Genomic DNA, 25880 nt, shown 5'->3' on the forward strand with positions numbered 1-25880 from the left:
GCAGCAGATGCCTTCTCACCCGGTGCCGCGCCCGCGGGTGTGATGGACGGTCAGCGTGCGATCGGTGGGACCGTCGACCAGGCCGCACGGTCCTCCGCCGTCGGCGCGGCGGGGATGCGGCCCTTGCCATCCGGTTCGGGGATCGCGGCGAGCAGCGAGCGCGTGTAGGGATGCTGCGGATCGGCCCACAGGGCTGCCGTCGGGCCCGACTCGAGCACCTGCCCCGCGTACATCACGAGCGTCCGATCGGCGATGCGACGCACGACCGCGAGGTCGTGCGAGATGAACAGCATCCCGGCGCCGACCTCGGCGACGAGATCGCGCATGAGCGCGGCGACACTGGTCTGCGTGGAGGCGTCGAGTGCGGAGATCGGCTCGTCGGCGATCAGCAGCTTCGGCCGTGCGGCGAGCGCACGCGCGATCGCGATGCGCTGCTTCTGCCCACCCGAGAACTGATGCGGGAACCGGCTGGTCCACGCGGGATCAAGGCCCACTCGCTCGAGCCACTCCTCGACGCGTGAGTCTTCATCGCCGCGTGCCAGAGCGGTTTGGATGCCGTCCTTGATCTGATCCCCGATACGACGACGGGGGTTCAGTGACGTCGAGGGATCCTGGAAGACCATCTGGATGCCGGTGAGCTCGATCGGGCGGCGCCGCAGGCCCATGGTCGACACCGGCAGCGCGTTGAAGAGCACTGTGCCGGCGGCAGTCTTCTCGATTCCGGCGGCGGCGCGAGCGAGCGACGACTTTCCGCTGCCGGACTCGCCGACGAGCGCAACGGTCTCCCCTACTGCGACCTGTACCGAGACATCGTCGACGGCGACCACTGGCGGGTTTCCCGGGTAGCGAACGACGACGCCCTGCGCGTCGAGCACCAGATCAGTACTCATCGACACTCCCATCGGTCCTCGAGCCGGGGAGCGCGGCGAGCAGCGTCCGCGTGTACTCGTGCTGCGGATCGGCGAACAGTGTCGCACGGTCGGCACGTTCGACGATCCGGCCGTCCTTCATGACGGCGACGTCGTCGGCGATCGCGCTCATCACACCCAGGTCGTGCGTGACCAGCAGCACGGCGAGATCGCGCTCGACGGCGAGGTCGCGGAGCAGCTGGAGGATTCCGGCCTGCACCGTGACGTCGAGGGCGGTGGTCGGCTCATCCGCCAGCAGCACCTCGGGGTCGCAGGCCAGTGCGCATGCGATCGCGATGCGCTGACGCTGTCCGCCGGAGAACTGGTGCGGGTAGCGACCCAGCGAATCCGCAGCACGCGGCACCTGCACGGTCTCGAGCAGTTCGACCGCGCGCTGCTCGGCCGCCTTGCCTTTCATCCCCAGATGCACGCGCATGTGATCCGTCAGCTGCTTGCCGACGGTGAGCTGCGGATGCAGCGACGCCGAAGGATCCTGGAAGACCATCGCGATGCGCTTGCCGCGGACGCGGTTGAGAGCACGGCGCGGCATCCCGAGCAGTTCCTCGTCGCCGAGACGGATCGAGCCGGATGTCTGCGCTTTCCTGGGCAGCAGTCCGAGCACCGCGAGCGAGGTGAGTGTCTTGCCTGAGCCGGATTCGCCCGCGAGGCCCTGCACCCGGCCGGGGTGGAGGTCGAGCGAGATGCCGTGTACGAGCGGGCGGCCGATCTCGATCGTGAGGTCGCGGATGCTGAGGGCGGTGGATGCTGCGGTGCTCATGCGTTCGCCCCCTTCGCGGATGCCGTGAGGTCGGCCTGGTTCTCGTGAGCGATCTCGGCCGTGGGGTCGAGGACATCGCGCATCGCGTCGCCGAGGAAGTTGAACGCCATCACGACGGTGAGGATCGCGAGGCCGGGGAAGACGCCGAGCCACCAGGAGTCGAAGTTCTGCATCGCTGCGGAGATCATCGAGGCCCCATTCGGCGGTCGGTGGCTGCGCACCGAGCCCGAGGAAAGACAGCCCGGACAGCAGCAGGATCGCGGCGCCGATGTCGAGAGTGGCCAGCACCAGCACCGGCCCGGCGATGTTCGGCAGGATGTCGACTGTGAGGCTGCGCAGTGGCGAGTGCCCGAGCAGGCGGCCAGCGATCACGTAGTTCTGTCGCCGCAGGCTCAGCACCAGGCTGCGGGTGACGCGTGCGTACTGCGGCCACGACACGATGATCGCCGCGATCACCGCGTTGAAAAGCGAGGGACCGAGGGATGCGGCGACCACCATCGCCAGGATGACGGTCGGGAATGCCATGAACAGATCCGTGATCCGCATCAGCGTCTCATCGACCCAGCCGCCGAAGTAGCCGGCCACCGCGCCGAGGACGGTGCCGATGATCAGGGCGGCGACGACGAGCATGAGCGCCAGCGGAATCGTCACGGTGGCACCGGTCATCAGGCGCGAGAAGATGTCACGGCCGTTGCCGTCGGTACCCATGAGGGTCTCGATGCCGGGCGCCTGCAGGCGTGGCAGCACCTGCGCGTTGGCCCCGTACGGCACCCACCACTGCGCCGTGAACGCGACGATCACCCAGGCGAGGGCGATCACCGAGCCGATGACGCCCAGCGGTGTGCGCCAGGCGCGCGGCCAGCGGAAGCGGATCTTCCAGCGGGAGGCGACACGGCGGTCGTCGAAGGCGCTCATGCGATCCTCACTCTCGGATCCAGCACGCCGTAGAGCAGGTCGACGACGAGGTTGATGAGCAGGTAGATCACGCCGACCACGAGACCGACGCCCATGATGCCGGTGAGATCGAGGTTCGCAGCCGCGTTGTACGCGTACGTGCCGAGGCCCGGCCAGGCGAACACCGACTCGACGAGGACGGTGCCGGACAGCAGCGCCCCGAAGGCCACGCCGACGACCGTGAGGATCGGCAGCGCGGCTCCTCGCAGCACGTAGTCGACCACCACGCGAGTGCCGGACAGGCCTTTGGCTCGCGCCGCGCGCACGTAGTCGCTGTCGAGAACCTCGAGCACTGAAGTGCGAACGAACCGGGTGAGCAGACCGATCGTGACGAGCGACAGCACCATGACCGGCAGCGCGAGGTGCGCAGCAGCGTCGAAGAATCCGACGCTGTCGCCGTTCAGCAGGTAGTCGATCGTGTAGAAGCCGGTGATCCGCGGCGGCGGCGTGATCGATGGCGATACACGTCCGGAACCGGGCGCGATCCCCAACTGCAGGAAGAAGAAGTAGTAGCTGACCAGCGCGAGCCAGAACGTCGGGACGCTGAGTCCGACGAGCGTGATCACGCGCACCACCTGGTCGGTGACCAGCCCTCGGCGATACGCGGCGAGAGTTCCGAGCACGATGCTGACGGCGAGGCTCACGACGATCGCGCACACTGCGATCTCGATCGTCGCCGGTACCGCGGTGGCGAGATCGGCCGTCACCGGTCGGCCCGTGACCAGCGACGTGCCGAGGTCGCCCTGCAGGAGATTCGCCATGTAGATGAAGTACTGCACGAAGAGCGGCTGATCCAGCCCGTGCGCCTTGATGAACGCCTCACGCGTCGCCGGGTTCTGCGACGCGCCTTCGCCGAGCGCGGCCGAGACCGGATCGCCGGGAACGAGGTTGGTGAGCAGGAACGTCACGATGGTGACGCCGATCAGCAGCAGCACCGAGGTGCCGATTCGGCGCAGCAGGTACCCGACCAGCGGGGAGCGGGTCGGGCGCCTGCGTGCGCCGATGGTCGTACTCATCGAAGGATTCAGCCGGCGGGTGCGATCTCGGCGATGTCGATCTCCCACACCGAGTTGTAGACCGCGCCACTCACGTCGCCTGCTGCCGCGATGTTGCGGCCAGGGACGACCAACGGGACGAACGGACCGTCGACCTGCATCGCCTCGGCGAAGGCCGTGAAGGCTGCCGTGCGCTCGTCCGGGTCGGTCGCGCTGGCGGCATCGGCGGCGAGTGCGGCGATCTCCGGGTTGGCGTCAGCCGCCCACCCGGAGCGGAGACCGACCTTGAGGCCGGGGCCGAACGGCAGGAAGTTCGCCGAGTCGGCGTAGTCCGGCCCCCAGAACCAGAGGCCGAAGCCCTCGGTGCCGTTGACGTAGGCGTCGAGCTCGGTCGCGAACGGCGCTGGTGCGAGTTCGACGTCGATGCCGGCGTCCCCGAGCTGGGCCTGCACGCGCTCGGCGAGCGGGGTGAACTCCACGCCACCGGCCGGGTAGTCGTTCGGGAACTGGAGCTTCAGCGTCTGACCGGCGTAGCCGGACTCGGCAAGCGCGGCCGCGGCGCGGTCGAGATCCTGCTCGACACCGGCATCCAGAGCACCCTCGAATCCGGGTGGGATGACTCCGGTGGCCTGCACGGCTCCGGTGCCCGCCAGCTCCAGCAGGGCGTCGTAATCGAGCGCGTAGCGGATGGCCTCGGCGATCTTGACGTTCGCGAGGTCACCGGCGTAGTCGGTCGACTGGTTCAGCAGCAGGAAGATCATCTGGCCGGACGGGACGGAGTCGACATTCAGGTCGTCACCGAGGGTCGCGACCTGGTCGCCGTTGAGGTCCATGGCGACCATGGTGTCGCCGCCCTTGAGGTTGGCCAGCTGCGTGGCGCTCTCGCTGACGTTGCGGAGGACCACCCGGTCGTATGCGCTTTCCTCGTCACCGTTGTACTCGTCGCTCTTGGTGAGCACGATCTGCGATGAGAGGTCGAGGGTGTCGAGCACGAACGGCCCTGAGCCTGCGGACTCGCCGTCCAGGAAGGCCTGTGCCGTGTCTGTTCCGTCGGTCGTGCCCCCGTTCTCGATGACGACATCCGAGTTGACGACGCCGAGCGAGGGGTTGGCGAGGATCGCCGGCAGCTGCAGCAGCGGTGTCTCAGTGGTGAACTTGATCGTCTTCTCGTCGACCTCTTCGATCGTGACGCCGGCGAGGAGGAAGTTCGGCTTCGCCTCGGCCATGCCCTGGATGCGCTGCAGCGAGAACACGACGTCCTTCGCCTCGATCGGCGTGCCGTCGGAGAAGACGCGCTCGCCCTCGAGGGTGAACGTGAATTCGGTGGCCTCGTCGTTCTGCTCCCAGGACGCGAGTCCGGGAACCGGCGTGGAGACATCGGATCCCTCGAAGTCGACCAGCGTCTCGTAGAGCGCCTTCGCCAGCATGTTGCCGGTCGGGTCGTAGTTGTGGCCGGGGTCGGCCGTCTCGATCGTGAACGCCGTGTCGATCACCAGCGAATCGGACGAACTGCTGTTGTTGGCACCGGAGTTACCGCCGGAGCAGCCGGTGACGGCCAGGAGCGCCACGGCTCCTACTGCGACCAGAGACCTGCGAGACATCGAGGACATAGACCCTCCAAGGGAGAGGAGCGATTCGGGAAAGGTCGGACTGCTGTGGACGACCGTGTTCAGATTGGCACGATGCGCGACGATCTGTCCAATGAGAGCGGGGGCTGCGACACGATTCATCCTAGAATTCGGAGATGACAGACAGAATGTCCAACGAACGGCCGAGTGACTCGGCATCCGCTGGACGAAGTGCGCCGGTGCTGGACGACATCGCCTACCGCATCCTCGAGGTGCTTCGCGAGAACGGCCGCCTGTCGATGGCTGCGCTGGCCGAGCGCATCGGCATATCCCGAGCCAATGCGTACTCCCGGGTCGAAGCGCTCATCGACAGCGGAGTGATCACAGGATTCTCGGCATCCATCGATCCGGCGAAGGCCGGACTGTCGATCGGCGCGCACGTGTTCGTGACCGTGCACCCGCAGGCTTGGCCGTCGTTCCGGGAGAAGGTGCGCGAGATGCCGGAAGTCGAGTACTGCGCCGTCACGACCGGCGAGCACGACGCCATGCTGATGATCCGGGCCACCGATGTGGGCGGCGTGCACGACTTCTCCACCGGCGTGATCGCGCAGCTGCCGGAGGTGCGCACGGTGGTGAGCGTCGTGATCCTGGACGAAGTCGTGCGGCGTCCGTACATCCTCCCCACCGACATCCCTGCGCGCGCTCCGGCGGAATCGCTCGGAATGACGCGATGGACCCCGGCGCCGGGAGCGAGGGAACCGCTGCCTCCGCGCTGACCTGGCTCAGTTCTCGGCGACCTCCGCGCAGACACTGAGCTGCGGCTCGCCGTGCATCTCGTAATGCTCGACCAGGCGAAGGCCGTTCTCGTCCTGTTCGATGTCGCTGTCGCCGGAGCCGGTGACCACCGCCCCGTCGGCGACGAGCACGTGCACGAAGTTGATGCTGATCACGTCGCCCGCCCTGGTACCGACAAAACGCCCGAAGGTCACGGTGTCGCCGGTGTAGTCACCCCAGACGACGCCGTCCTGCTCGTGGTAGCGGAACACGCTGGGCGCGTCGGGGTTCACGGCGGAGGTGGTGGAGGAGATCATCCGGAAGGTGCGGCCGTCCAGTGACGGGAGAGCTGTGTGCGTGTTCACCCCTCGATTATGGCAACCGCCGAAGGGCCGGGTTAGCGTTGACGCGTGAGCACGCCGAGTACGACCCCACGGCCGATGACCTTCGACGCCCGTCCTCTCACCGAGCCGGTCGACCCGAGGGCTGTGCGGACCTTCACCGCCGCCATGCGCGCAAGAAGCACGTCCTCGGCCTCCGCATCGAAGGTCATCGTGATCGTCGTCACGGCGTTCATCGGCCTCGTCTTCGCCATGATCCTGATCCCGACCATCGGGTTGCTCCTGGCGGGAGTCAGCCAAGGAGGGCCGCCCTTCTTGCTCCTGCCCGTCGCGATCATCGCGGTGATCGTGGTCGGCGGCGGGCTGTTGGTGTGGTTCTCATATCGCAGCAGCAGAATCGCCCGGTACCGGCTCAGCCGGTTCGCTGCTGCGAACAACATGACCTACGAGGATCAGATCGACAACCCGCCACTGCCGGGCATGATCTTCAGCCTCGGTCGCTCTCGGCAATCCGAACGGCTCGTCCGCGGCCACTCCCCCCGGTTCGTGGAGTTCGGCAACTACCAGTACACGACGGGCTCGGGGAAGAATTCGACGACGCACAAGTGGGGCTACGTCGCCGTGAAGCTTGATGTGCCGCTGCCCAACATCGTGCTGGACGCGCTCGGCAACAACGGCTTCGGCACGAACCTGCCCGCCTCGTTCCAGAAGGAGCAGCGTCTCTCTCTGGAGGGCGACTTCGATCAGTACTTCACGCTGTACTGCCCTGCCGGCTACGAACAGGATGCCCTCTACCTGTTCACCCCGGACATCATGGCGCGCTTCATCGACAGCGCCGCACAGCTCGATGTCGAGATCGTCGACGACTGGCTCTTCCTCTATACGAAACGCGAGGCGTCGACGCTCGACCCGAGCACGTGGGCGTGGCTGTTCGGCACCGTCGGAGCCCTGATCACGAAGTTCGATCAGTGGGCGAGGTGGCGGGACGATCGGCTGCTCGAAGAGCAGGGCCGGACGTACGCGCAGGCCCAGGGTGCTCCCGCTTCGGGCGGTCCGGCTGCGCAGTCGCTGCCGCTCGCGGCGCCGGCGGGGATGCTGAAGCCCCCACCCGGCGTCGCGCAACAGGGCCGACGATTGAAGCGCAGCGCACGCTGGGTGCCGATCGTGATCGTGGCTGTCCTCGCGATCGGCTGGTTCTGGCTGCGGATCCTGACCTGATCGATGGATCAGCTCGCGCCGAGCAACGCAGTCATCCGCTCGTAGAACGGCGCAGGGTCTCCGCCCAGCGAGCCCTTCACCATCGTGGTCCAGTCATCGACGATCACCTCGATGGATCCGACCTCCAGACCGTCCAGCGACTGGCGCGGCACATCGCGCGGATCGATCTTCGGACCGTCGTATCCCGCGGCGATGTCCGTGTCCGCTGCGCCGAGGAGGACGCCCTGAACGAGAGTGCCCTGAGCTGCGAGCTCGAGGCGCACACCATTGGTCATGTTCCATTCCGCAGCCTTCGCGGCGGAGTACGCCCCGCTGCTGGGGGTGGCGAACCACGACAGCGCTGAGAGCACGTTCACGATCGCGCCGCCACCGTTCGCCGCGAGGACCTGGCTGAACTCGCGGGTCACGCCGAGCGTGCCCCAGAAGTGGGTGTCCATCTCACGGCGAATCTCTGCGAGGTCGCCAGTGACGAGCGCGGCGCCCGTGGAGATGCCCGCGTTGTTGACGATGAGCGTCGCGTCGTGCGCGATCACCGACGCCGCAACGATCGACTCGTGATCGAGCAGATCGAGACGTACAGGCACCACCCGGTTGTCGTCGAAGTCGACGCTCTCCAGGCGCCGAGCCGTGGCGTACACCTTGCTGACCCCGCGTTCGAGCAGCTCGAGTACGAACTCGCGGCCGATGCCGCGGTTGGCTCCGGTGACGAGGGCGATCTGATCGGCGATGTCCATGGATTCTCCGCTTTCTGCGTTGGTCTTCTTGAGGTGATGCGGGGCGCTTCGGGCCGCGCTTGGGCTACTCTAAAACTTGACGTTGACGTCAAGGGCAAGTCGAGATTCTTTCAGCCACCTCAGGAGGGCCACCATGCGGATAGGCGACGTCGCGCAACGAGCCGGGGTCAGCACCCGCGCTCTCCGCTATTACGAGGAGCAGGGCCTGCTCGCCGCGGAGCGGACGCCCAGTGGTCAGCGCCTCTACCCGGAGTCGGCCGTGGAACGCGTGCAGCTCATTCAGCAGTTCTTCACCGCGGGCCTGCCGAGTCGCACCATCCTGCAACTGCTGCCCTGCGTCGACAGCGGGCACGGGTCGCCCGAGGTGTTCGAGATGCTCGCGGCGGAGCGTGACCGCATCACCGCCGCGATGGCCGACCTCGCCGCCGCGCGCGACGCCCTCGACCGGATCGTCGACATCGCGCACCATCCGACGCCCGAGCACTGCCCGGGCCTGCGTGAACCGGCGTGGGCGCCGTACGAGAGCACGAACCTACCCAGGAGACACTCACGCCCGTCTGACGCGCGCCGATCTGACGTCAGCGCTCAGCGATAGGTGCGGAACCACTCGAACTGCGCGGAGATCGACGCTTGGCCAGGTTGCGCTGACAGCTGCGCCAGGTCCTGTGCCACCAGACCGACCTTTGGTTGAGGGCCGGCAGGCAGGGTTCGGGTGCCGTGCCACGTCCACTGCTCCCCGTCGATGCTGACCGCGGCGCGATACAGATGCTCTCCGTTCTCGCCGACCGTGTGCTGCAGCCTCAACCACATCGTGTCCCGGCTCGGTCCGAGCGCCGCGTGCCCGTATGCGACGGTGCCCGCGCTGGCTGTCTCCTTGGCGAACGCCGTGAAGCGACGTGACTCGCGCGTCGTATAGGCCAGCTCGACCCATTCATCGTCATCCGTGTAGGCGATCAGGCCCGCCTGCGGCCACCCGTAGGGAATGGAATCTCCGAACGGGATCGTCACCTTCGTCTCAGCCGTCCAAGTTCCCGGCGGCATGTCCCGCAGCAGCAGCGACGGCAGAATGTCCGCCTGCGGACGCTGATTGATCAACGTCGACCGTTGGATTTCGAAGTCAAGACCTCCGTCGTCGACCGTGGCCGCGGGTTCGCGCAGCCAACTCCAGTCCTCGGCGAGTTCTCCCTCGAACTCGTCTGAGTATGCGGAGTCGATCGCACCGATCATCGGATCCGGCACCCGGTCGGTCTCCGGTGTGAAGAGTCGCGCGACAGTCACATCATCGAAGTCGGCACCGATACCCTTCGCCTGCAGCGCCACTTGGCCGGACCGCACGCCATTCGGCACGCGAAGCGTGACCTCAGCAACCGGGTCGTACTGGCCCGACTCGGACACGGCGACCCGAAGGCTGCCGTCGGATACGACGATCTCGATCTCATGCCAGGTCTCATAGTTGAATCCGACTGGCAACGGCGCAGTCGTGGTGCGATTGCCCTGCCCCTTGACGGTGAGCTGTGCCGATTCTCGATCGATCGACGCGGTCAGGCTGTGCCTGCCCTGCGCCGGTATCGAGATGCCGGCCTCACCGCCGCCACCGCCCGCCAGACGCACGAGCGCCCGCACCCGCAGATCGCCGTTCACCACAGCAATCGAGGTAAGCGGCGCGTCGGAATCTGCGTGTGCGTAACCGCCCGTGGGTCCCTCGCTCTTCGCCCATCCGTCCGCGCTCATCCATCCCGAGAGATCACCCTCGAATGCGTCGCTGATGAACGCATTGTTGTCCGGCCCCTCTGTAGGACCCGAAGGCATTCCCGCACCACCGTTGCCGATGGGCCATCCGTCGATCCAGTCCAACCGTGTCAGGGCGAGACCCCTCGCGCTTTCCGTGCCGGAGACGTAGGGATCGAACCGGTCTATCGCGTGGCTGACGATCCAGTCCTGACCCGACAGATCAGTGGCGATCGCGTTGTGCCCGGTGCTGACGAACTCGTTGCCGTTGGGTGCCAGCACCGGAGTGCCGCCGCCCTGAGGCCCGTTCAGCGAGTGTCCGTCCCGGTCCAGGAACGGGCCGGTGGGGTCGGTGGAACGACCGACCATGATCGGATAGCCGGATGCTGCGCCGGCGCAGCATCCACCGATCACCGACAGGAACAGGTAGTAGAAGCCATCACGATTCACGACGTAGGGCGCCTCGTATCGGTGCGCGTCGGTCAACTGCACCGGCTCGCCGTCGGCGTGCAGGCCGTCAGCAGAGAGTTCCACGACCCGAACACCGCCCTGCACTGACCCGTAGTACATGTAGCGCGTCCCATCAGGGGCGGTCAGCAACTCGGGATCGATGTTGTTGCGGATCTCCGTGACGCCTGGGCGCACCTCCCAGGTCTCGTTGCCCACCACGACCTCACCAGTGTCCGTCCAGGGTCCGGCCGGATGCTCCGCGGTCGCGGCCGCGATCGTGCGCCATGGCGTGCCGGGGGCCTGCACGACATACGAGTAGTAGAGAACGTAGCGGCCGTCGAGATAGGCGATCTCCGGCGCCCAGAACTGCCGGTTCGCGCCGGGTGGCTTGCCGTCGTACGTCGGTATCGTCTCCGGAGTGAAGACAGGGCCGACCCACTCCCAGTCGATCAGATCAGCGGACTTGCTGATCATCATGTTCTGCTTGACGTCGCCTTCGTACCGTTTCCCGTTGGTGCCGTAGGCATACCAGAAGCCATCGTGCCCCCGGATGATCGTCGGATCAGCGAAGTTCTCGGTGAATCCGGCCGACACCGGGTTCGTATACGTGCTCACGGCATCATCCTCCTGCGCTGAGACAGTCCCTGGGGCGAGCAGGCCTGCGAGCAGTACCAGTGCGCTTCCGAAGCTGACGATCTTCATGACGTCACTCCCTTGCCTCGCGGCGCGCCGCGTCGATGGCCTCTGCGGGGACCGAGCGAGCAGGCCTCTGAAGGATGCGCCGGATCACCTCGAACGGGACCTTCGGCTCGCGATCCGCGGTCAGCAGCCCGTTCGTCTCCTGCTCGGTGTCGGTGAGCTGCGTCCAGCAGAACCCCGCGATTTCCGGGCTGTCGAGCACCGCATCGACGATGTCGCGCACGCGGTCCGTCAGCGCATCTGCCGAGGCGACCGTCGCGTAGCCGTGCCAGGCTTCTCCCTCGCCCGGCCTGAGACTGGTGCCGCCGATCTCGGTCAGCATGACCGGTTGCCCGCGGTGGACCGGATCGTCGAGGAGGGCCGTGCGGCGGGCCGGCGGTCGATCACCGAGAATCCGGGCGATGCCGTCCTGGTCGGCGTACCGCTCCCGGAACGAGTCGCCGGCAGGGGCATAGTCGTGCAGGCCCCAGATGTCGCTCTCGGTGTGTTCCCACCCGTCATTCGAGATTACGGGTCGGTTCGGATCCAGGGCTTTGGTGACGTGATACAGCGCCCGCGTGGCCGATCTCTGCTGCGCGACAGCCAGACCGTGCCAGACGCCCCAGCTCTCGTTGAAGGGCACCCACGTCACGATGCTCGGATGGCTCCGGTCCCTCTCGATCATCTCGAGCCATTCGCGGGTGAGGCGCCCGAGCATCCGATTCGAGTACTCGTACGCGCTGGGCATCTCCCCCCCACACGAACAGGCCGAGCCGGTCGCACCAGGCGAGAAAACGCGGATCCTCGATCTTCTGGTGAATTCGGACCCCGTCGAAGCCGAGTTCCTTCGCGAGCTCGACCTCTCGGCGCAGAGCGTCAGCGGACGGCGCCGCAAGGTGCGACTCCGGCCAGTAGTTCTGCGCGAGAACGAGGCGCAGGTATCGCGGCTGCCCGTTGAGGAGGAATCGTCCGTCCTTGATGCCGACGCTCCTCAATCCCACGTACGACTCGACCGCATCGATCGTCAGGTCGCCGTCTCGCACTTCGACCGAGGCCTCGAGCAGCGTGGGGCGTTCCGGACTCCACAGCAGACGTCCGAGTTCCATCTCGTGGCGGCCTGCCGGGAGCGATATCGACCAGTGATCGTTGCGACGCGTCGTGCGGAACGTCTGGTGCGCGATCACCTCTTCACCGAGCGTCAGTTGCACCCTGATGTCGACCGGCGCCGCCGGAACCTGCGACAGCTCGATCTCGAATCCGACCGTGGCGGTCGGCACATCCGGAGTCCAATGCACCGCCCGCACATGCACGTCCGGCACGAGCTCGGCCCACACCGGCTGCCAGATCCCGGTGGTGCGGTGGTACCAGATCCCGTGCGGCTCCGCCTGCCAATCCTGCTTTCCCCGCGGCTGGGACGGGTCGTCCCGCTCATCCTCAGCCCGCACGACGATCGTCTGCGTTCCCTCCGGGACCAGGGCTTCCGTGACGTCGAACGCAAACGGCGTATGCCCTCCCTCGTGATCGCCGACGAACAGACCGTTCACCCAGACGGAGGCGCGGTAGTCGACTGCTCCGAAGTGGAGCACGAGCCGCTCCCCCTGGGCGGGAGTTCGATCCAGCATCACCTCACGGCGGTACCACACCACATCCGGGCAGTCAGAATCGTGTATCCCGCTCAGCCTGCTCTCCGGTGGATACGGCACGGCGATCGTTCGGGTGAAGGGGGCGGCATCCTGATGCCATCCGGCAGCGCGCCCCCGATCGTCAGCGTCGGAAGCGAACCCCCACGGGCCGGTCAGATCCTGCCACAGAGGGCGGACCAGCATCGGACGCGGGTAGTCGGGATCAGTCACGTCGGCCTCCACGATGTCTTACGCTCACCAGGCGGCGAGTCGAGGGTTGCTGCGATCTTCGGATGCCACCAGGACATCGATGAGCTTCTCCTGCAGATCCGCCCGTACCTGTCGTCGGGCGTCGTCATCCCAGAGATTCGTGAGCTCGTCGGGATCGTTCTCCAGGTCGTACAACTCACCGGCGCGCGCTCGCCCTGAGGCCGGTGCACCGTGGTGGACCACCAGCTTCCACCGGTCGTGTCGGAGCATCGTCACATGCACGGCTGGGTCATGGGGGTGACCGCTGTCGCGGTACTGACACATCGCCCAGTCCCGCCACTCGACGTCGTCGCCGCCGATGAGGCCTTCGAGGCTCTTCCCCTGCATCGCAGCGGGCACGCCCACTCCGGCTGCCTGCAGGAAGGTAGGTGCGAGATCGATCCACTGCACGAGTTCGCTACTTCGGTCCCCCGGACTCGCGAGGCCAGGCCATCGGACGATGAGCGGTACGCGTACGGCGCAGTCGTACATGAAAGGCCCCTTGAGCATGAGCTGGTGATCGCCCAGCATCTCGCCGTGATCGCTGGTGAACACGACGATGGTGTCCTCAGCGAGCCCCTCGTCCGCGAGCACGTCGAGGATGCGCCCCACCTCGTCGTCGACGAGGGAGACCATCGCGTAGTACGCCTTACGCGTCTCGCGCAGTTCTTCCTCGCTGTACGAGGCGTAGCCGCGGGCGTGCCCGGCGTACGAGGCGAGAGATGACTCCGACTGGATCGCCGGCTTGCTGTCCAGTTCTCCCTCACGTGTGACGACCGGGGGAAGCCTCACATCGTCGTAACGACGCATGTACTCCTCCGGTGCGCCGAAGCCGTGATGCGGATCGAAGAAGTTCGCTACGAAGAAGAACGGCTTGTCCTTGACACGGTCCGACCGGAGGAAGTCGATGGTCTCCTCACCGATCCAGTGGCTGTAGTGGGCCTCGGTCGGGATGGTGTCGAACAGCCCACGGCGCCCCACCACCGCCGCGAAGAGGTCCGGATGGCTCGCCTTCAGCCACCGGTGATAGGAGTTCTCGGACGACCCGGGATACGGGTCGTGCGCCCAGCGGAACACTCGGAATCCGTCATCGAGGCGGGGCTCTGTGCGGCCGTCAAACGCGGATCCGAGGTGGAATTTCCCCACCAAGCCGCAGTCGTACCCGGCGTCGGCGAGGTGCTTCGAGAACAGCGCCTTCTCCGGCGCCAGATCTACGCCGTTGGCATGCAGTCCGTGCGTCGACACGTACTGTCCGGTCATCAGACTCGCGCGAGACGGCGCACAGACGGGGTTCTGCACGTAGCAGTTCTCGAACACCACACCCTGCTCGGCGAGGCGGTCGAGGTTGGGAGTCGACACGGCCGGGTTCCCATAGGCTCCGACCATGTCGAACCGCTGCTGGTCGGTGCTGATCAGCAGGATGTTCGGCCTCGACGCGTCACCGTCCATGAAGGTCCATCGTCAGCACGGTCACCGAGTGCGGCGGCATCAGCCAAACTCCATCGACCGCGTCGACCTGACCGAGATCCCGGGTGCCGATCACGTCTGGCGCCGAGAGGCTGTTCGAATCCGTCACCGCGATGTCGGCGCCGATGCGGTGGATGCGTGCCGCTGGCGGCGTACGATCGGTTCGCCCGTCGAAGACGGGACGGAACCGGATGGCCTCATCGCGATGCCGGTTGATGACGGCGATCCGAACCGTTCCGTCTTCTGCGCGAGTCGCGGAGACGTCGATGAACGGCACGGTCATGCTCGCGGTCTGCAGGCCTCCCGAGGGCACCCGGTTGTCGCCGAGAGGGACGGATGCGCTGCGGGATGGCCCGTCCACTTCCGCGTGGAGCACGGTGCGGCCGAGCTGCCGACCGTACAAGTGCCACACGTGATAGAGCGCCGATCCGAAGGCACCCTCCGGGCGGGCGACGATGATGCCGTTGGCATTCACGAGATTGACGGGGTTCGCCATCGTCACCGCCGTGTCATGCCCGGCGGTGCGGTGGATCGCGTGGAGGACTCCCGCGCTGAACAGCGCGTCTCCCACGGTGCGCGGTGCGTAGCGGTTCACTCGGAGCGCGTTCGGCCAGCCGTCGACCTCGGGCGTATCGCGCGGCGCGACGCCGCCGTCGTCTCCCCGCTGGGGTTCATCCCAGGCTGCGGGCTCGAGGTGCCGCATCGTCCACTCGTCGAGTGTGATCTGCGGCGGTTTCGGCAGGCCGATCTCGTCGGACAGGGAGGTGATCAGATGCGAGTACGTGTTCATGCCCTGCTCGAAGTACAGGGACTGCGCCACGATGTTCTCGTAGTCGTCACCTGCCCAGAGCTCGGTGGTCGCGCCGTACAGATGCAATGACAGGTAGTCGAAGTACTTCCCCGCCTGTTCGAGCGCAGCGCGGGTCCAGTGCTCCTGATCCCAGGGGATACCGACGCCGATGAGCTTCAGATCGCTGTCGACGAGGCGCATGAAGCGGGCATGCTCACGGGCGGCGAGCGCATACTCGTCTGCCGACCGATGTCCCATCTGCCACGGCCCGTACACCTCGTTCCCAATGCCCCAGTAGCGGACCTTCCACGGCTCGTCCCGCCCGTTGGTCCTGCGGTTCCGCGTCAGAGTGGTGTCGTGGCGAGAGTTCGTGTACTCGACCCACCGCACGGCCTCATCCACGTCGCGGCAGGAGTGGACCAGGTATGGTTCGGCGCCGACGGCTTCGGCCCAGGCGAGGAACTCGTCGGTGCCGAAGCGGTTGCTCTCGGTGTCGCCCCACGCGAGGTCCAACCTGGTCGGACGATCATCGCGCGGTCCGACGCCCTCCTCCCACCGGTAGCCGGAGGTGAAGTTGCCTCCCGGCCATCGGATGGGACCGGGAGCGAGGTCGCGGACGAGGTCGAGGACATCCCGGCGGACGCCGTTGAGCAGCCCCGGCTCGCTGACCGACCGGGGCGACCCCTCATCGAAGACCCCGCCTTCGATGTTGCCGAAGAACGCTGATTCGAGGAAGTGCCCGTAGACATCGTCGTCGATCCTCCCCACTGGCCGGGTCGTGTCGATGAACGCGCGTGCTTCACGTCGGGGGGTGGTGTTGTCGGTGTGCATGCTGGGCGGCTCCGTTCTCCGGGTTTCGATCATTGCTTCACTGCCCCGGCGATGCTGTCCACGAACTTGCGCTGCAGGATCACGAACACGATGATGACGGGGATCATCGAGAGCACTGCGGCTGCTGCCATCCCCGACCAGTCCTGACCGTACTCGCCGACGAAAACGGTCATGCCGATCGCCAGGGTGCGAAGGTTCGGCTCGCTCAGCGTGAAGACCAGGGGCAGCAGGTAGGTGTTCCACGCGAACAGGAAGGTCAGGATCACGACGGTGGCCGTGATAGGCCATGCCATCGGCATCATCACTTGGAAGAATGTGCGGAACGGACCTGCGCCGTCGAGTTTCGCGCTCTCTTCGAGTTCCTTCGGAAGCCCGCGGAAGTAACCCGCGTACAGCAGCGTGGCGGCGATCTGCCCGCCGGCCCCGAGACCGAGGATCACGCCGGCATGGGTGTTGAGCAGGCCCAGTTGGTCGGTGAGCTGCGTGATCGGAATGATCGTGTAGCCCTCCGGCAGGAAGAACGTGACGAGGAAGACGCCGATGAGCAGTTTCTTTCCAGGGAAGTCGAACCGCCCGAGCACGTATCCGGCGAGGGCGCTGCGAACGACGACCAACACGATCGTGCCGGCGGTGATCAGCACGGTGTTCAGGAAATAGGACGAGAACCCGGCCTCCGTCCAGGCTCGTGCGTAGTTCTCCCACATGGGCTCTTCAGGCAGGAGGGCGAGACCGTCTCCGAAGATCTCGGACGAGTCCTTCAACGAGGCGGATACGAGCCAGATGAAGGGGTAGATCCACACCAGGGACAGGACGAGCAGCCCCACGAACGTCAGTATGCGTCCCGGTCGCAGCGGACGACCTCGCCGCAGTTTGCGGAGCACGGATCGGTCGCTGTCCTGCGTGGTCATGGTTCGGGTGTCCAGAGCGCTCATGAGCCGCTTCCCATCTGCTTGCGCGCCCACCGCACACCGACTGCCTGGGCGACGGCGATGATCACAGTCAGCAGGCCGAAGAGCACAGCAGCCGCAGATGCATAGCCGAGCTGGGGAACCGTCGCTGCGAAGGCTGTGCGGTAGATGAAAATCTCGATCACCTCGGAGGAGAACGCGGGACCTCCGCCTGTGAGCGTGTGCATCAGGTCGAAGACGTTGAGAGCGCTGACCGTGTCGATGAGGGTGATTATGACGAGGAAAGGCACCAGCAGCGGCAACGTGACGTGCCAGAATTCCTTGCGTCCGTTCGCTCCGTCGAGCATCGCGGCCTCGTGCACATCCTGTGGAACGGTCTGCAGCGCGGCCAGCCAGTAGATCATCGTGATGCCGAGCCACTTCCACACCCACACCGCGATGCCCGCGTACAGCGACGTTCCCGCGTTCGCCACGAAGTTGGTCGGGGTCTCGGTGATCCCGGCCCACACCAGCCCGAGGCTGATGGGGCCGTTCGCGTCGAGCAGCAGAGTGAAGACGATGCCGATGATCGCGCCCGTCGTGACCACGGGAAGGAAGAAAAGCGTGCGGAAGAAGCCAGGGAACGGCGTCTTCTTGCTGTTCAGCCACAACGCGAGCAGCAGGGCCAGGCCTACGCGGGCCGGCACGGCGATCACGAGGAACAGCAGCGATTTCCCGAACGCGTTCCAGAACTGATCGTCCGTCAACAGCCGTTCGAAGTTCTCGAATCCGATGAACTCGCCGGACATCGCGAACCCTGGCCAGTCGAGCAACGCGTACCACCACGATGCCAGCAACGGGTAGACGGTGTAGGCGCCGTACCCGAGAAACGTCGGGAGCAGGAAGACGTAGATCCACCAGTTCTGGCGGAGGTGATTCAATCGCTTCGGGCGCGCTGCGCCCTTCTGTTTGACGGGTGGTGGCGCGGATGCTGTGATCGTCATGAGGTCATCGCGCCGCGTACGCGGCCTGGTCGTAGTCAGCGGTCGGATCCCAGTTCGCGAACACCCAGTCCTCGGCGCCGACCTCTGCACCGTCTCTCTTGACCGACTCGATCGCTCGGTCACGTTCCGCGCTCATCGCGTCGTTGAGCTTGGTCAGCTCGCCCTTGATGTCGGTGGTGCTGCCGGTGAGGATCGCCTGAGCGACCTCACCCAGGTTCGGATGGATGTCCTGCATCTCCGCGGCCACCCGCCACGTCGACGGGTTGCCTGCCTCGGGAACCGGACTGATGCGGACGTCATCCGCCATGTATCCGATGTTGCGGGCATAGGCGGGATGCACGTCTGCCTCTGCGACGACGTCGAGGGCCGGCGGCTGATCCATCGCGGCCGCGAGCTGGAGCTGGAAATCGCGCGAGCTCATCTGCAGCAGCAGCTCCGCCGCGACCTCCGCCTGCTGCGAATCCTTGTTGACCCAGAACACACCCGCGCCTGGGCCACGGTTGAGCATAGGTCGGGTGGATTCCGCAGTCGGCACCCGCCAGGCATCCACTCCTCGTTCCACGGCGTGGGGCTCGTCCACCATGAGCCCGCCGATGATCCACGGTCCCCACATGTAGATGCCCGCCTCACCGGCCGCCCAGCGCGCGCGAGCGTCGCGGGCACCCATTGAGGGCGAGGACGGGTGGACCACGCCGTCCGTCTGAAGCGAGAGGAGGAACTCGATCGCGTCGACGAACCCCTGCGAGTTGAACGCGTACTCACCGCTCTTCCAGTCGATGGTCCCCGGCGCGCCCGCGCTCTGCGCGAGATAAGTGACCAGGGCAGTGAGGTACGGCACTTCCTTCGTCGGGATCACAAGGCCGTGCACACCCGTCTTGTCTGTGATCTGCCTGGCTGTGGCACGCAGGTCGTCCCAGGTGGCCGGGCTCTGCGCCGGATCGATGTCAGCCCTTCCCAGCAGTTCCGTGTTGACCCATGGGGTGGCCTCATGGAATCGGCCGGAGAAGAGTGGGACCGAATACACCTCGCCGTCGAAGCGATGGATGCCGTCGAACAGCTGGTCGCCGATATCGCTGCCTTCGAAGTCGGCGTGAGCGCTGATCGATTGGAACCAGTCTTCGCTGACCAGAGCCGCGGACGCCGCCCCCAGCCCCGCGAGAGAGTGCACGTCGGGCATCTGGTTGCTGCGACGCGCGACCTGAATCGCCTGCGCAAGGTCGGGCGCTTCCATCTGCCGGCGCTCGATCTCGATGCCTGCGTTCGACTGCATGTACGGCGCGAAGAGACTGGCCTCGAGCATCGTGGTCAACGGTCGGAACTGATCCCACCACTGCAGCGTGCCGTCATCGGTGGATGCCTGCTGTGCGGACTGGCCGCCGCCAGTGCACGCCGCGAGGAGCGCCGTCATGCCACCGACCCCTACGGCTCCGAGGAATCCGCGTCGGCTCAGCTCGATCGCCCTGCTGCGGGCGGCGACAACCCCGAAGGCGTCGTGCTTGCTGGTGTTCATGGTTGTTTCCCATTCGCTCGGGTCACGTCTGCACCTGGTCGAAGGAGCTGAGAGAGACGTCGTAGTCCCTCTCTCCGACCGGGTACATCGATGTCATCCAGTGGTAGAAGTTGTCGCCCCGCTCTCGCAGCTGCGTGTACAGCCGTTGCAACAGGGCGTTTCGGATCAGTTCGAGTTCAGGGTGCTCGTATCTGTTGTGCATCTCGTCCGGGTCGTCGACGAGGTTGTAGAGTTCGTTCATCGACTCGGGATTGATCACGAGCTTGTAGCTGTCGGTGACGAGCATGCGCTGGGGATACGGGAAGTGATGTCCGTGGAACTCGAGCACCAGGTCGTCCCGCCACGGCGGGTCCTCGCCGCGCACGACCGGAACCAGGCTGGAGCCGTCCTCTGCCTGGGCGCTGTCGAGACCAGCGACATCGAGGATCGTCGCCGTGAAATCGATCAGGGTCGCAAAGTGTTCGGCGACCTGTGGATCGTGCCCACCCGGAAGCCGAACGACACCGGGAACGCGATAGATGTCCTCGTAGGCCGCAGGGCCCTTGTCGTGCAGGCGGTGGGCACCCGTGAACTCGCCGTGGTCAGCGCCGAAGAAGATGGCCGAGTCGTCATAGACACCGAGTTCCTTCGCGACGTCCACGATGCGTCCGATCTGCTCGTCTATCAGCGTGACGTAGCCCCAGTAGGCGGCGATGAGCTTCTTCGACGTCGCCACCGTGAGCGTGTCGAAAGCCCAATGCGCCGAGTAGTTCGCCTGGACAGGTGGCTTGTTGGCGAACGTCTCCGCAACGGATTTCGGCAGGTCGATGTCCTCCGGGTCGTACATGTCGAAGTAGTGCGACGGGATGTTGTATGGCAGGTGGGGCCCGAAGAAGTGCGTCGCGAGAAAGAATGGCTTCCCGGTCTTCTCGTGGTCTGACGCGTATCCGCGGAGCAGACCGATCGCGCGCTCTGCGAGGAAGTACTCGAATGTGGCCTCGACGGGCTGGTCCAGCCGCGCGGCCAGGAGGTTGCCAGGGCTGCCGTTCGGGAATGTGCCGCGGATCTCATCCGTGAGCGCATACGGCGGCAGATCATGCTGCTCGAGGTAAGCGAGGTATTCGGCGTGGTCCACCGGGTTGTGCCATCCGTGCATGGGGATGCCGTCGAAACTGTAGTCGTGCTGAGTGCGATGCAGACCGACATGCCACTTGCCGATCAATCCGACGTTGTAGTCCGCTTCGCGCAGCGCCGCGCTGAAAGTGAACTGGTCGTCCGCGAGTTCGTCCCGATACCCGACGTTGCGTTCGTAATTCGCGAGCAGCTGGTGCCGGAACGGGGCGGCTCCGGTGAGCAGACTCGCGCGGGCTGGAGTGCAGATCGCAGTCGGGGTATAGAACCTGCGGAACGTCGTTCCCTGTGCGGCGATGGCGTCGAGAACAGGAGTCGAGACGATGTCGTTGCCGTAGCAGCCGAGCGTGTCGATGCGATGCTGATCGGTGAAGAAGAAGAGGATGTTCGATCTCATGCGGTGCGAGCCTCTTCCGAGCGCTTCGAGGCGGATGTGGCGGGGATGGCGAGCGGGATCGTGTGGTCGCGCAGGACGAGTGCGACGCCGCCCAGGGCTCCGTCCACGCTTCCCAGCTCCGCGAGACGGATTCGCAGTCCGTCTGCGCTCCCGCTGTGCGCGTGGCGCATGATCGACTGACGGACTATCCGCAGCAGGTGATCCCCCACTTGGGTGAACGGGCCGCCAAGGACCACAGACGATACGTCGAGGACACTGCAGGCGTTGGCCAGAACCAGTCCGATCCGCGCGCCCGCGTCGGCGACGACCGCATGTGCGCGTGGTTCATCCCGATCCAGAGCGTCTCGCAGTGCGTTGACCGACTCCGCCCCCGCACGCGAGAGCACAGTCCGCAACCCGACGTACGCCTCAAGGCACCCTCGGTTCGTGCAGCGACACACTGGGCCGTTCGGGTCGAGGCAGACGTGCCCGAACTCGCCGGCCGCACCTGTGGTTCCGAGACGCGGTTCGTCGTCGAGAATCAGAAGACCACCGACGCCCTCCGACAGACGCACGTAGATCAGGTCGTTCATGTCTTGCCCTGCACCCCAGGAGAATTCCGCCAGACCCGCCAGACGAGCGTTGTTCTCCGAGCGAACCGGCACGCCATAGCGTTCGGTGAGTTGCCGTGCGATGCCCGCGAGGACTCCGGCTCGACCGGCGATCGCACCGGGAACGCCGAACCCGATCGCGATCAATGGCGCGCGTGAAGGCACAAGGGCATCGATGAACCCGACCGCCGAGCCGAGCCGTTGCGGCCACGGTTCCTCGCGATCGTGATCTCGCGTCTTCGAGCCGATGATCCGGTGCGTCGCGTCGGTGGCGATCACTGTCACACGCGTGTGGCTGAACTCGACGCCGACGATGACGCCGAAGTCGGGGTTCAAGGTGAGAAGCTCCGGGATGCGTCCAGCTCGGCGGCCGGAGGACCCTCCTTGCGACCGAACGATCAGCCCGGAGCGACGAAGATCCGCGGCGATCTCGGAGATCGTGGCGCGTGATAGGCGTGTACCGGCAGCCAGTTGCGCCCGACTCGCACTGCCGCGTACGCGCAGCACGTCCAATACCTGGGCTTCGTGATGAGCTCGGGGCGAGGGCCGAGAAGGAGATGTCGTCGTTGGCACTCCTTCAGTGTGGGAAGGGGTAATCATTACGTCAACGATTCGATGCATATTCTGCCTAGTTCTCGACAGAACTTGACGGAAACCCTCGAGACGATCGGCGTTGGAACTTACGTTTCGCACACTACCGCGCAGTGCGTGGTAGTGTGCGATGCATTGGAGGGGTTCTGTGGATACGACGCAATTGCTCAAGGGCGTACTGGATGTGGCAGTGCTCGCTGTTCTCCGACAGGAGGACGGCTACGGTTACGACATCGTGCGACGCCTGCGCGACGCCGGACTCGGAGACGTGGGAGACGCTTCGGTCTACGGCACTCTGCGCAGACTGTACGCCGCCGGCTCATTGTCGAGCTACGTCGTACCGTCCGAGGGCGGGCCGCACCGCAAGTACTACGCCATCAATCCGCAGGGCGTGAAGTCGCTCGATGCGCAGACCGCCAGTTGGGCCGAGTTCGCCACGGCGATGAGCGGCCTGCTCACACCCGCCCGCACCGCATCCCGCACGATCGGAGACAAGTGATGAACAACCTTGAGATCACGCTCGACGAGCGCATCCGCACTTTCGCCGATGCCGTGCGCAAGCACCTCGACGACCTGCCTGCAGACGAGGTCGACGACATCATCGTGGGACTCACCGCCGACCTCACCGAACAGGCGGCGGACCGCGGGGGCGTACTCGAACTCGGTGATCCGACCGCGTACGCCGCCGAGCTGCGATCGGCAGCCGGACTGCCTGAGCGGTCGGATGCCGTCAAGCGGCAGCCGTTGCGCGCGCGAGTGTCCAGGCGCCTCAGCCACATCGCTACCGGCATGCGTCGCAGCGCCTTCGGCGCGTGGCTGCTGGATCTGTTCATCGCGCTTCGACCCGTGTGGTGGTTGCTGCGCGGCTTCGCGATCTACGCGATCGCGCACGCGCTGTTCGGGGCGCCGTCATTCGGCGGCAGCGGATCGGTCTTACCTGACTCGCCGCTCGGATGGCTCATCCTCCTCGCCATGATGCTCGTCAGCGTGCAATGGGGTCGTGGCCGATGGCTCCCCCAGAACGCGCTACGACACATGCGGACGGTGATCAGCGTGATCGCCGTGCTCACGCTGCCTTTCGCTCTCTCCTCAGTCCTGATTCCACGGGTCGAGTACGTCGACAACGGTGCTTACCAGCAGCCCGGCCTCCTGCTGGACGGCGTGCAGGTCGGCAACATCTTCGCGTACGACGAGAACGGCGAGCTCATCAACCGTGTGCAGCTGTACACCGACCGCGGCACACCGTTGAATCTCTTCGGCGGAACGATCGAGGAGAGCGGCGACGGCATATGGCAGGGCTTCGGGTGGGACGGCGACGCCCCTGTCCGCGTCCCCTTCCGTGATGCCCGTGAAGCAGAGGTCTGGAACATCTACCCACTCAAGGAGGGCAGGGTCGATCCGAACACCGGCAAGATCCGCACGTCGACGGTCAGGGATGCGGCGGCACCGTTCCTCCGCGCACCCGGCCTCCTCACGCCGTCGCCGACGCCGTCGCCGACTCCGACTCCGACCGATGCTCCGGTGGATGGGGCCACACCGACTCCGGAGCCGTGACGATCTGGTCGCCCAATCCGACGGGACCGAAGCGCGCCACGGCACCTGGCTGCGAGTGAAAGCGCGTGTCGAGCTCGCGCACTAACCCGGCGGCACGCGGTCAGCCGAGCCCGAAGTACTCCAGTTCCGCGTCGTTCAGCATGCGGGAGCGGATGAGGAATCGCATCCCCGTCGGGCCCTCGACGCTGAACCCCGCACCGCGTCCCGGCACGACGTCGATGGTGAGGTGCGTGTACTTCCAGTACTCGAACTGCGACTGGGACATGTACACCTCGATCGGAGCATCCATGCCCGCATCGATCTCGCCGAGCAGCACGTCGCTCGGGCCGGTGATGAACATCCCGATCGGATAGCACATCGGGCTCGAGCCATCGCAGCATCCGCCGGACTGATGGAACATCAACGGGCCGTGCTGCACGGTGAGATCACGAAGCAGGGATGCCGCGGCATCCGTCACGTCGACCCGGTGATACGTGCCGATGCTCGGCATGTCATCCTCCTCCGATGGCAACTGGCTCTCGGGCGGGCGCCAGCGGCGGCGCCCGCCCGAGGTCTGTTCAGTCGGTTCAGAAGAAGCCCATGGGGCCCTCGGCGTACGACACGAGGAGGTTCTTCGTCTGCTGGTAGTGATCGAGCATCTTCAGGTGGTTCTCCCGACCGATGCCGGACTGCTTGTATCCGCCGAACGCGGCGTGCGCCGGGTACTGGTGGTAGGTGTTCGTCCACACGCGACCCGCCTGAATCGCGCGGCCCGCGCGGTAGGCGGTGTCGCCGCTGCGCGTCCATACGCCTGATCCCAACCCGTACAGGGTGTCGTTGGCAATGTCGATCGCATCGTCGTAGTCGTCGAAGCTCGTCACCGCGAGAACGGGGCCGAAGATCTCCTCCTGGAAGATGCGCATGTCGTTCGTGCCCTCGAAGACGGTCGGCGTGACGTAGAAGCCCTCGCTGAGATCTCCGCCGAGGTCCGCGCGCTCTCCACCGGTGAGCAGTTTCGCGCCGCCCTGCTTGCCGATGTCGATGTAGCTGAGGATCTTCTCCAGTTGATCGTTCGACGCCTGAGCGCCGATCATGGTGTTCAGATCGAGCGGGTTGCCCTGAACGATCTTGCCGACGCGGTCGAGGCCGTCGGCGAGGAATCCGTCATAGATCGAACGCTGGATGAGCGCGCGCGACGGGCAGGTGCAGACCTCGCCCTGATTCAGCGCGAACATCGCGAAGCCCTCGAGCGCCTTGTCGTAGAACAGGTCGTCCGTAGAACGGGCGACATCCTCGAAGAACACATTCGGTGACTTGCCTCCGAGCTCGAGAGTCACCGGGATGAGGTTCTGCGAGGCGTACTGCATGATCAGGCGGCCCGTGGTGGTCTCACCTGTGAACGCGATCTTGCGGATCTTCTTGTGCTGCGCGAGCGGCGCACCCGCCTCGATGCCGAAGCCGTTCACGATGTTCACGACGCCGGCCGGCAGCAGATCGCCGATGATCTCGAACAGGAACAGGATGGATGCCGGCGTCTGCTCCGCCGGCTTCAGTACGATGCAGTTGCCTGCGGCGAGCGCGGGTGCGAGCTTCCACACCGCCATCAGGATCGGGAAGTTCCACGGGATGATCTGACCGACCACACCCAGCGGCTCCTGGAAGTGGTACGCGACGGTGTTCTCGTCGAGCTGGCTGAGCGAACCCTCCTGACCGCGCAGGACGCCTGCGAAGTAGCGGAAGTGATCCACGGCGAGCGGGATGTCCGCGGCGAGCGTCTCGCGGACCGGCTTACCGTTCTCCCAGGTCTCGGCGACCGCGATCTCCTCGAGGTGCTGCTCCATGCGGTCGGCGATCCTGTTGAGCACGATACTGCGCTCGGCGGGGCTCGTTCTTCCCCAGGAGGAGAACGCCTTCCATGCCGTGTCGACGGCACGATCGATGTCCTCCACCGTGCCGCGAGCGACCTCGGTGAACGGCTTGCCGTTGACAGGGCTGACGTTCTCGAAGTACTGGCCCTTGACGGGTTCGACGAACTCCCCGCCGATGTAGTGGCCGTACCGTGGGCGGTACTGTGCCACGGCGCCGGCGGTGCCGGGGGCCGCATACGCGGTGGATACGGTCTCTTCGACGATCGTCATGTGCGTCTCCTTCGACGGGCAGCTGCACTGCTGCG

22 protein-coding genes and 1 pseudogene are annotated in these 25880 nt (G+C 65.9%); 5 read left to right on the forward strand and 18 right to left on the reverse strand.

Annotated elements, in window-relative coordinates; genetic code table 11:
• Positions 1-50: 50 nt before the first annotated feature.
• The 4 genes from QFZ46_RS08365 to QFZ46_RS08380 are packed head-to-tail and all read right to left on the reverse strand — an operon-like array spanning position 51 to position 5245.
• Complete coding sequence (locus tag QFZ46_RS08365) at positions 51-890, reverse strand: ABC transporter ATP-binding protein (RefSeq protein ID WP_307360307.1); 840 nt, start codon at positions 888-890, stop codon at positions 51-53.
• Positions 880-2601: a dipeptide/oligopeptide/nickel ABC transporter permease/ATP-binding protein gene (locus tag QFZ46_RS08370; protein ID WP_307360310.1), complete on the reverse strand. Its 1722-nt coding sequence runs from the start codon at positions 2599-2601 to the stop codon at positions 880-882. The genes QFZ46_RS08365 and QFZ46_RS08370 overlap by 11 nt, the downstream gene beginning before the upstream one ends.
• Positions 2598-3656, reverse strand: coding sequence for an ABC transporter permease (locus tag QFZ46_RS08375; RefSeq protein ID WP_307360313.1), 1059 nt, complete (start codon positions 3654-3656; stop codon positions 2598-2600). The genes QFZ46_RS08370 and QFZ46_RS08375 overlap by 4 nt, the downstream gene beginning before the upstream one ends.
• A gap of 8 nt (positions 3657-3664) precedes the next feature.
• On the reverse strand, positions 3665-5245 hold the full coding sequence (locus tag QFZ46_RS08380; RefSeq protein ID WP_307360315.1) for an ABC transporter substrate-binding protein: 1581 nt from the start codon (positions 5243-5245) through the stop codon (positions 3665-3667).
• A 134-nt stretch (positions 5246-5379) separates the two neighbouring features.
• Between QFZ46_RS08380 and QFZ46_RS08385 the strand changes: the two genes are divergently transcribed.
• Positions 5380-5979, forward strand: a complete 600-nt coding sequence (locus tag QFZ46_RS08385) for an Lrp/AsnC family transcriptional regulator (RefSeq protein WP_307360317.1) — start codon at positions 5380-5382, stop codon at positions 5977-5979.
• A gap of 6 nt (positions 5980-5985) precedes the next feature.
• Here the strand turns inward: QFZ46_RS08385 and QFZ46_RS08390 are convergent, their stop codons facing one another.
• Positions 5986-6342 (reverse strand): hypothetical protein, encoded by a 357-nt coding sequence (locus QFZ46_RS08390; RefSeq protein ID WP_307360319.1) that lies wholly within the window; start codon positions 6340-6342, stop codon positions 5986-5988.
• 45 nt (positions 6343-6387) lie between these two features.
• On the opposite strand from QFZ46_RS08390, the gene QFZ46_RS08395 reads away from it, so the two are divergent.
• Complete coding sequence (locus QFZ46_RS08395; RefSeq protein ID WP_307360322.1) at positions 6388-7536, forward strand: hypothetical protein; 1149 nt, start codon at positions 6388-6390, stop codon at positions 7534-7536.
• An 8-nt stretch (positions 7537-7544) separates the two neighbouring features.
• Here QFZ46_RS08395 and QFZ46_RS08400 read toward each other — a convergent pair whose 3' ends face one another.
• The gene (locus tag QFZ46_RS08400; protein ID WP_307360324.1) at positions 7545-8270 is read right to left on the reverse strand and encodes an SDR family oxidoreductase; all 726 of its coding nucleotides are present in this window, start codon (positions 8268-8270) and stop codon (positions 7545-7547) included.
• A gap of 133 nt (positions 8271-8403) precedes the next feature.
• Between QFZ46_RS08400 and QFZ46_RS08405 the strand changes: the two genes are divergently transcribed.
• Complete coding sequence (locus QFZ46_RS08405; protein WP_307360327.1) at positions 8404-8865, forward strand: MerR family transcriptional regulator; 462 nt, start codon at positions 8404-8406, stop codon at positions 8863-8865.
• Here the strand turns inward: QFZ46_RS08405 and QFZ46_RS08410 are convergent.
• From QFZ46_RS08410 to QFZ46_RS08455, 10 genes and pseudogenes are all read right to left on the reverse strand, one after another.
• Positions 8856-11150, reverse strand: a complete 2295-nt coding sequence (locus QFZ46_RS08410) for a family 43 glycosylhydrolase (protein WP_307360329.1) — start codon at positions 11148-11150, stop codon at positions 8856-8858. The genes QFZ46_RS08405 and QFZ46_RS08410 overlap by 10 nt on opposite strands.
• Positions 11151-11154: 4 nt before the next feature.
• Positions 11155-11769: a hypothetical protein gene (locus QFZ46_RS08415; RefSeq protein WP_307360330.1), complete on the reverse strand. Its 615-nt coding sequence runs from the start codon at positions 11767-11769 to the stop codon at positions 11155-11157.
• Positions 11770-12175: 406 nt separating this feature from the next.
• Positions 12176-12952 (reverse strand): annotated as a pseudogene (locus QFZ46_RS08420) (sugar-binding domain-containing protein); the annotation flags it as partial.
• Positions 12953-13003: 51 nt separating this feature from the next.
• Positions 13004-14446, reverse strand: a complete 1443-nt coding sequence (locus QFZ46_RS08425; RefSeq protein WP_307360333.1) for a sulfatase-like hydrolase/transferase — start codon at positions 14444-14446, stop codon at positions 13004-13006.
• Positions 14436-16085: an alpha-L-arabinofuranosidase C-terminal domain-containing protein gene (locus QFZ46_RS08430; protein ID WP_307360335.1), complete on the reverse strand. Its 1650-nt coding sequence runs from the start codon at positions 16083-16085 to the stop codon at positions 14436-14438. The genes QFZ46_RS08425 and QFZ46_RS08430 overlap by 11 nt, the downstream gene beginning before the upstream one ends.
• 29 nt (positions 16086-16114) lie before the next feature.
• Positions 16115-17017 (reverse strand): carbohydrate ABC transporter permease, encoded by a 903-nt coding sequence (locus QFZ46_RS08435; protein WP_307360336.1) that lies wholly within the window; start codon positions 17015-17017, stop codon positions 16115-16117.
• Positions 17014-17976 carry a carbohydrate ABC transporter permease gene (locus QFZ46_RS08440; RefSeq protein ID WP_307360339.1) on the reverse strand — a complete coding sequence of 321 codons (963 nt, stop codon included), beginning with the start codon at positions 17974-17976 and terminating at the stop codon, positions 17014-17016. The genes QFZ46_RS08435 and QFZ46_RS08440 overlap by 4 nt, the downstream gene beginning before the upstream one ends.
• A gap of 4 nt (positions 17977-17980) precedes the next feature.
• Entirely contained in the window at positions 17981-19486 is a 1506-nt protein-coding gene (locus QFZ46_RS08445; RefSeq protein ID WP_307360342.1) for an ABC transporter substrate-binding protein, read from the reverse strand.
• A gap of 22 nt (positions 19487-19508) precedes the next feature.
• Entirely contained in the window at positions 19509-20993 is a 1485-nt protein-coding gene (locus QFZ46_RS08450) for a sulfatase-like hydrolase/transferase (protein WP_307360344.1), read from the reverse strand.
• Entirely contained in the window at positions 20990-22090 is a 1101-nt protein-coding gene (locus QFZ46_RS08455) for an ROK family protein (protein ID WP_307360346.1), read from the reverse strand. Before QFZ46_RS08455 ends, QFZ46_RS08450 begins: the two co-directional genes overlap by 4 nt.
• 232 nt (positions 22091-22322) lie before the next feature.
• Between QFZ46_RS08455 and QFZ46_RS08460 the strand changes: the two genes are divergently transcribed.
• Together QFZ46_RS08460 and QFZ46_RS08465 are read left to right on the forward strand one after the other, a co-directional pair.
• Positions 22323-22673, forward strand: coding sequence for a PadR family transcriptional regulator (locus QFZ46_RS08460; RefSeq protein WP_307360349.1), 351 nt, complete (start codon positions 22323-22325; stop codon positions 22671-22673).
• A complete protein-coding gene (locus tag QFZ46_RS08465) occupies positions 22673-23728 on the forward strand; it encodes a hypothetical protein (protein ID WP_307360351.1) in 1056 nt (351 codons plus the stop codon). The genes QFZ46_RS08460 and QFZ46_RS08465 overlap by 1 nt, the downstream gene beginning before the upstream one ends.
• A gap of 100 nt (positions 23729-23828) precedes the next feature.
• Here QFZ46_RS08465 and QFZ46_RS08470 read toward each other — a convergent pair whose 3' ends face one another.
• Together QFZ46_RS08470 and exaC are read right to left on the reverse strand one after the other, a co-directional pair.
• Positions 23829-24218: a DUF779 domain-containing protein gene (locus tag QFZ46_RS08470; protein ID WP_307360352.1), complete on the reverse strand. Its 390-nt coding sequence runs from the start codon at positions 24216-24218 to the stop codon at positions 23829-23831.
• A 76-nt stretch (positions 24219-24294) separates the two neighbouring features.
• Positions 24295-25845, reverse strand: coding sequence for an acetaldehyde dehydrogenase ExaC (gene exaC, locus QFZ46_RS08475; RefSeq protein ID WP_307360354.1), 1551 nt, complete (start codon positions 25843-25845; stop codon positions 24295-24297).
• Positions 25846-25880: the final 35 nt, after the last annotated feature.

It is taken from the genome of Microbacterium murale (genome assembly GCF_030815955.1).
Taxonomy (GTDB): domain Bacteria; phylum Actinomycetota; class Actinomycetes; order Actinomycetales; family Microbacteriaceae; genus Microbacterium; species Microbacterium murale_A.

What these genes read in the sequence shown, in the direction of transcription:
- QFZ46_RS08365 (WP_307360307.1), bottom strand. Translation starts at nt 890, where the DNA reads ATGAGTACTGATCTGGTGCTCGACGCGCAGGGCGTCGTCGTTCGCTAC.
- QFZ46_RS08370 (WP_307360310.1), bottom strand. Translation starts at nt 2,601, where the DNA reads ATGAGCGCCTTCGACGACCGCCGTGTCGCCTCCCGCTGGAAGATCCGC.
- QFZ46_RS08375 (WP_307360313.1), bottom strand. Translation starts at nt 3,656, where the DNA reads ATGAGTACGACCATCGGCGCACGCAGGCGCCCGACCCGCTCCCCGCTG.
- QFZ46_RS08380 (WP_307360315.1), bottom strand. Translation starts at nt 5,245, where the DNA reads ATGTCCTCGATGTCTCGCAGGTCTCTGGTCGCAGTAGGAGCCGTGGCG.
- QFZ46_RS08385 (WP_307360317.1), top strand. Translation starts at nt 5,380, where the DNA reads ATGACAGACAGAATGTCCAACGAACGGCCGAGTGACTCGGCATCCGCT.
- QFZ46_RS08400 (WP_307360324.1), bottom strand. Translation starts at nt 8,270, where the DNA reads ATGGACATCGCCGATCAGATCGCCCTCGTCACCGGAGCCAACCGCGGC.
- QFZ46_RS08405 (WP_307360327.1), top strand. Translation starts at nt 8,404, where the DNA reads ATGCGGATAGGCGACGTCGCGCAACGAGCCGGGGTCAGCACCCGCGCT.
- QFZ46_RS08410 (WP_307360329.1), bottom strand. Translation starts at nt 11,150, where the DNA reads ATGAAGATCGTCAGCTTCGGAAGCGCACTGGTACTGCTCGCAGGCCTG.
- QFZ46_RS08425 (WP_307360333.1), bottom strand. Translation starts at nt 14,446, where the DNA reads ATGGACGGTGACGCGTCGAGGCCGAACATCCTGCTGATCAGCACCGAC.
- QFZ46_RS08430 (WP_307360335.1), bottom strand. Translation starts at nt 16,085, where the DNA reads ATGCACACCGACAACACCACCCCCCGACGTGAAGCACGCGCGTTCATC.
- QFZ46_RS08435 (WP_307360336.1), bottom strand. Translation starts at nt 17,017, where the DNA reads ATGAGCGCTCTGGACACCCGAACCATGACCACGCAGGACAGCGACCGA.
- QFZ46_RS08440 (WP_307360339.1), bottom strand. Translation starts at nt 17,976, where the DNA reads ATGACGATCACAGCATCCGCGCCACCACCCGTCAAACAGAAGGGCGCA.
- QFZ46_RS08445 (WP_307360342.1), bottom strand. Translation starts at nt 19,486, where the DNA reads ATGAACACCAGCAAGCACGACGCCTTCGGGGTTGTCGCCGCCCGCAGC.
- QFZ46_RS08450 (WP_307360344.1), bottom strand. Translation starts at nt 20,993, where the DNA reads ATGAGATCGAACATCCTCTTCTTCTTCACCGATCAGCATCGCATCGAC.
- QFZ46_RS08465 (WP_307360351.1), top strand. Translation starts at nt 22,673, where the DNA reads ATGAACAACCTTGAGATCACGCTCGACGAGCGCATCCGCACTTTCGCC.
- QFZ46_RS08470 (WP_307360352.1), bottom strand. Translation starts at nt 24,218, where the DNA reads ATGCCGAGCATCGGCACGTATCACCGGGTCGACGTGACGGATGCCGCG.
- exaC (WP_307360354.1), bottom strand. Translation starts at nt 25,845, where the DNA reads ATGACGATCGTCGAAGAGACCGTATCCACCGCGTATGCGGCCCCCGGC.